This window comes from Planktotalea sp. (assembly GCF_039984035.1).
Taxonomy (GTDB): Bacteria; Pseudomonadota; Alphaproteobacteria; order Rhodobacterales; family Rhodobacteraceae; genus Planktotalea.
In genome coordinates, this window is record NZ_JBDWVM010000213.1 from 1 (window position 1) to 3,546 (window position 3,546).

At 50.4% G+C, this 3,546-nt stretch carries 5 protein-coding genes and 2 pseudogenes; 4 read left to right on the top strand and 3 right to left on the bottom strand.

Annotated elements, in window-relative coordinates; translation table 11 throughout:
- From ABJQ89_RS09740 to ABJQ89_RS09750, 3 genes and pseudogenes are all read left to right on the top strand, one after another.
- Nucleotides 1-204: pseudogene (locus tag ABJQ89_RS09740) on the top strand (DNA topoisomerase IV subunit B); the annotation flags it as partial.
- Nucleotides 201-1,253: a RelA/SpoT domain-containing protein gene (locus ABJQ89_RS09745; protein WP_348496051.1), complete on the top strand. Its 1,053-nt coding sequence runs from the start codon at nucleotides 201-203 to the stop codon at nucleotides 1,251-1,253. The pseudogene ABJQ89_RS09740 and the gene ABJQ89_RS09745, both read left to right, overlap by 4 nt.
- 75 nt (nucleotides 1,254-1,328) lie before the next feature.
- Nucleotides 1,329-1,733, top strand: coding sequence for a PaaI family thioesterase (locus ABJQ89_RS09750; protein WP_348496052.1), 405 nt, complete (start codon nucleotides 1,329-1,331; stop codon nucleotides 1,731-1,733).
- On the opposite strand, the gene ABJQ89_RS09755 is transcribed toward ABJQ89_RS09750, so the two are convergent.
- Complete coding sequence (locus ABJQ89_RS09755; protein WP_348496053.1) at nucleotides 1,714-1,965, bottom strand: hypothetical protein; 252 nt, start codon at nucleotides 1,963-1,965, stop codon at nucleotides 1,714-1,716. The genes ABJQ89_RS09750 and ABJQ89_RS09755 overlap by 20 nt on opposite strands.
- 223 nt (nucleotides 1,966-2,188) lie before the next feature.
- On the opposite strand from ABJQ89_RS09755, the gene ABJQ89_RS09760 reads away from it, so the two are divergent.
- Nucleotides 2,189-2,629 carry a DMT family transporter gene (locus tag ABJQ89_RS09760; protein ID WP_348496054.1) on the top strand — a complete coding sequence of 147 codons (441 nt, stop codon included), beginning with the start codon at nucleotides 2,189-2,191 and terminating at the stop codon, nucleotides 2,627-2,629.
- Here ABJQ89_RS09760 and ABJQ89_RS09765 read toward each other — a convergent pair.
- Nucleotides 2,626-3,273 (bottom strand): DUF3047 domain-containing protein, encoded by a 648-nt coding sequence (locus tag ABJQ89_RS09765; protein ID WP_348496055.1) that lies wholly within the window; start codon nucleotides 3,271-3,273, stop codon nucleotides 2,626-2,628. The genes ABJQ89_RS09760 and ABJQ89_RS09765 overlap by 4 nt on opposite strands.
- 42 nt (nucleotides 3,274-3,315) lie before the next feature.
- Nucleotides 3,316-3,546 (bottom strand): annotated as a pseudogene (locus ABJQ89_RS09770) (Ldh family oxidoreductase); the annotation flags it as partial.

Here is a 3,546-nt window from a genome sequence, read left to right on the forward strand (position 1 = left end):
AAGGGTCTGGGCGAGATGGACGCGAAGGATTTGAAAGACACCACGATGAACCCCGAAACCCGCAAGTTGATCCGCGTGACGATTGACGAGGACGAACCGGGCGAAACAAGTGATCTGGTGGAGCGTTTGATGGGCAAGAAGCCTGAGAAACGGTTTGAGTACATTCAGGAGAATGCGCAGTTTGTTGAGGAGTTGGATGTTTGAGTTCTAATCAAAAAATCATTGATGAATTGAAATCTCTCAAACCGTTACATCAAAGACTTGAAATTTCGGCGAAATCTATTGTGCAACATCAGTTGCAAAAGTCAGGTATCGACACACTGGAATTGTCGCACAGAATAAAAACAGTAGAATCGGCAACGAGTAAAATTAGTCAAAAGAACTATACTTCTCCAATAGAACAACTAACAGATCTTGTTGGTTTTCGCGTAACAGTATTTCTAGAAAAAGATGTAAAAAAAGTCGAAGACGCGCTACGGGCAACATTCGACGTAATCGAAGAACATTGTGTCGATAAGAGAAAGAAATCTATTGATACGGTCGGCTACAGATCGCTGCATTTAGTTTGTTCTTTGGGGGAATCTAGAAGCCAAGTTCCCGAATATTCTGATATCTGCTATCTGCCATTTGAGATTCAAATAAGAACTGCGTTGGAACATACTTGGGCTCAAATTGAGCATAAGCAAAACTACAAAGGAAAAAATACTCTTCCAGTTGAATTGCAAAGACGCTTGATGATCCTTTCCGGCGCTCTTGAGCTACTCGATAAGGAATTTTCTAACATAGTAGTCGAAGCAGAACTTTATGTTGAGGGTCTCAAGACAAAAAATGAAGATTTCGATGGAGACTCAATTTCAAAAATTGCTCTTACGGAAATATTTGTTGATTTTCTCGCGAGAAACGCATTGCCTGAACGGGCGGAAATCAGGAACAACACCGCTTCAGTCGATGACCTAATTGTCGAACTTTCAAGTTTCAAAATTGATGCTGTAGCTGATTTGAGAAAATTCTTGGATGATTCAAAGTTGACAGGTTTTCTTGTAGAACCCACTAGAGAACCGTTCCACCTACACGGGTTCTATCGAAGCGCTCTTATTTTAAGTGATCCCCAGAGATTTTTTGAAACAGTTGCTCGACATGAAGCTAATTACGCTTACGATACTTCGTTTTTGGAACGGCTAGAAGAAATATCTGGACGCGATGACATCTTAACATCTTGCAGCAATTCCAACGTAGATTTCATCCACGCATAACCCAACATTGCAAAGCACGCCGCCCCAAACGTAAGGTGCGTGGTATCACGCACCCTACCTATCGCAGAGGCACCTATGACACCGATTGAGGCCCAAGCCTTTCTGGATGAGAACTTCGCGCCTTGGGTGCGCGCGCTGGATTTGACCTTCACCGATATCTCAAACGGCAAAGCCACAGCCACCATGCCCATCACGCCAGAAACCACGCGGATGGGGGATATTCTGTCTGGCCAAGCGCTCGCCGCGATGGCCGATACGATCATGGTGTTTGCTTGTTTTTCCCACTACGGCGGCCCAAAGCCCGTCGCAACAACCAACCTCGACACGCAATTTTTGCGTCCAGGCGTTGGAACTCATGTCAGATGTGAAGCGGAAATAGTGCGAGCGGGGAAATCGCTCTTGTTTACGAGGGCCACCATGTACGCGGAGCCCTCTGGTAAGGAAATCGCAACAGCGAATGCTACATTTTTTGTCCAATAGCGCCGCCGAAGGTCAGCAGCATCGCGAAGTGTTTCCATGCGCCGGAAAAGTGGTGCGTTTGATCTGAAGCAATCACCGTCGCGAGCGTGTCAGGCGCGGCCACTTCGACCGGCTGTTCTTCAACCCGCTGGGATTGGATATCTGCACGCTCTGTTTCGACAAACTGCAAGAAGCTCTCAAGCTTCTCGCGGCGCGCGGTTTGGATCGTCTCTGAATACAACGTTTCTGACATTTTGGTCTTCCCTGTCATGCTTCATCACATCCCCGACTGATCATTCAAAGCTCCTCGGGTCCGTTCATAACTAGTAGCCAATTGGGGAGACTTTGTGGCGGGGAAAAGTCTGAAGTGCAGCGTCAGAATTGAATTTGCCACTCCTCTGCCATGTTAACTTCGCCTTGCACCCGCTTACCTTGCATGCGTTGATGTAGGCGCACTTTTACAGGGACTTTTGATCATGCCGACCTCATCCTATGCTTTTGTCATGCTCTGCGCGGGAATCGGTATTCCGATCCTTGCAGCGCTCAACGCAGCGCTTGGTGGGCGCATCGGCTCGCCCGTGGCGGCGTCCGTGATTTTGTTTGCTGTCGCCTTTTCCAGCGCTTTGCTCGTCTTCTTGATCGGGGGGTTTAAGCCGCAAAATAGCATCGCAGAGGCGCCCAAACATTTGTTTCTCGCGGGGATGCTAATCGCCTTTTATGTGCTGACGATCACGTTTATTGCGCCCAAGTTCGGCGTGGGGAACGCGGTCTTTTTTGTGCTGCTCGGCCAGTTGATTAGCGCAGCTGCGATTGATCATTTTGGGTTGTTCGGCGCACAAATAAACCCGCTCTCTATGACGAGAGCGGGCGGAATCGCGTTAATGGCTGCAGGTGTTTACCTCACGCAGCAGGCTTAATTCACGGTCAGGTTTGAAATCGTGCCCTTGACCGATGTGTCCGTATCGTCGCTATCGGCGGAAACGGCGATCCCGACAAAGGCCCCTTTGGCACCGCCAAACGCGCGTTTGTAGTCCGCTGCGAAATCAACGGTCTCGCTATGGCTGCCCGTACCCGCATCGCGCAGGACAATCGTTTTGCCACGTGATCCAAGATATGGACTATCGAGCACTTTGCCCCGGCCGTTGTTGCCGCCCCAGACATAGACGAGCACACGCGCGGCGTCTGAACTCAGTAGCTTACGGATATTCGCGCCTTTCAGGCTTTGCGCTTCGGCTTCTGGCAAAAACACTGCGTACATAGCAAGGTTGCGGTCATCGCCGCCCTTTTTGCGCAGGTCAGTCGCGGGCACGGATTGATCCACTGCCCAGCGCCATGTTGCCTTGCTGCTGGACCACAGATCCTCAGGCACAGCGCGATAGGCCATTGAGACGGACCCGTTCGAGGCCACCCCAAGCGTGCTGCCTTTGAAACTGTATTTGTTCTTGGAAAAGAGCGAGAACTTTTGCTCTTTCCAGGACTTGCTAAACGAAATTTGCCCTGCATGAACGGCAGGAGCAGCGAAGAGCGAGGCGATAAGCGCCAAAGTGATAATACGAGTCATCCGTCTTATCTGGCGCAGTCCTCGCTCACTTTCACTTAACGACTACGTGAGCGGCCCTTTTGAGAGCGCAATCATCTGATCCCAAAGCGCGCCCGGGACCTCTACAGGGTCTTGCAATTGCTTGTTTTGTCCCGGCATACGCGCGCCGTGATCTTCCCCGACAGCAGCGGCGAGCGCCTCAAGGCGATCAAAGAAGGCTCCGCTGGCCGCTGGATCAATCAGCAAGAAGAACTGGCCAAGCCCATGTGGATCGCCCTCTGGTGCTTTCAGCGG

What these genes read in the sequence shown, in the direction of transcription:
- ABJQ89_RS09755 (WP_348496053.1), bottom strand. Translation starts at nt 1,965, where the DNA reads ATGTCAGAAACGTTGTATTCAGAGACGATCCAAACCGCGCGCCGCGAG.
- ABJQ89_RS09750 (WP_348496052.1), top strand. Translation starts at nt 1,329, where the DNA reads ATGACACCGATTGAGGCCCAAGCCTTTCTGGATGAGAACTTCGCGCCT.
- ABJQ89_RS09765 (WP_348496055.1), bottom strand. Translation starts at nt 3,273, where the DNA reads ATGACTCGTATTATCACTTTGGCGCTTATCGCCTCGCTCTTCGCTGCT.
- ABJQ89_RS09760 (WP_348496054.1), top strand. Translation starts at nt 2,189, where the DNA reads ATGCCGACCTCATCCTATGCTTTTGTCATGCTCTGCGCGGGAATCGGT.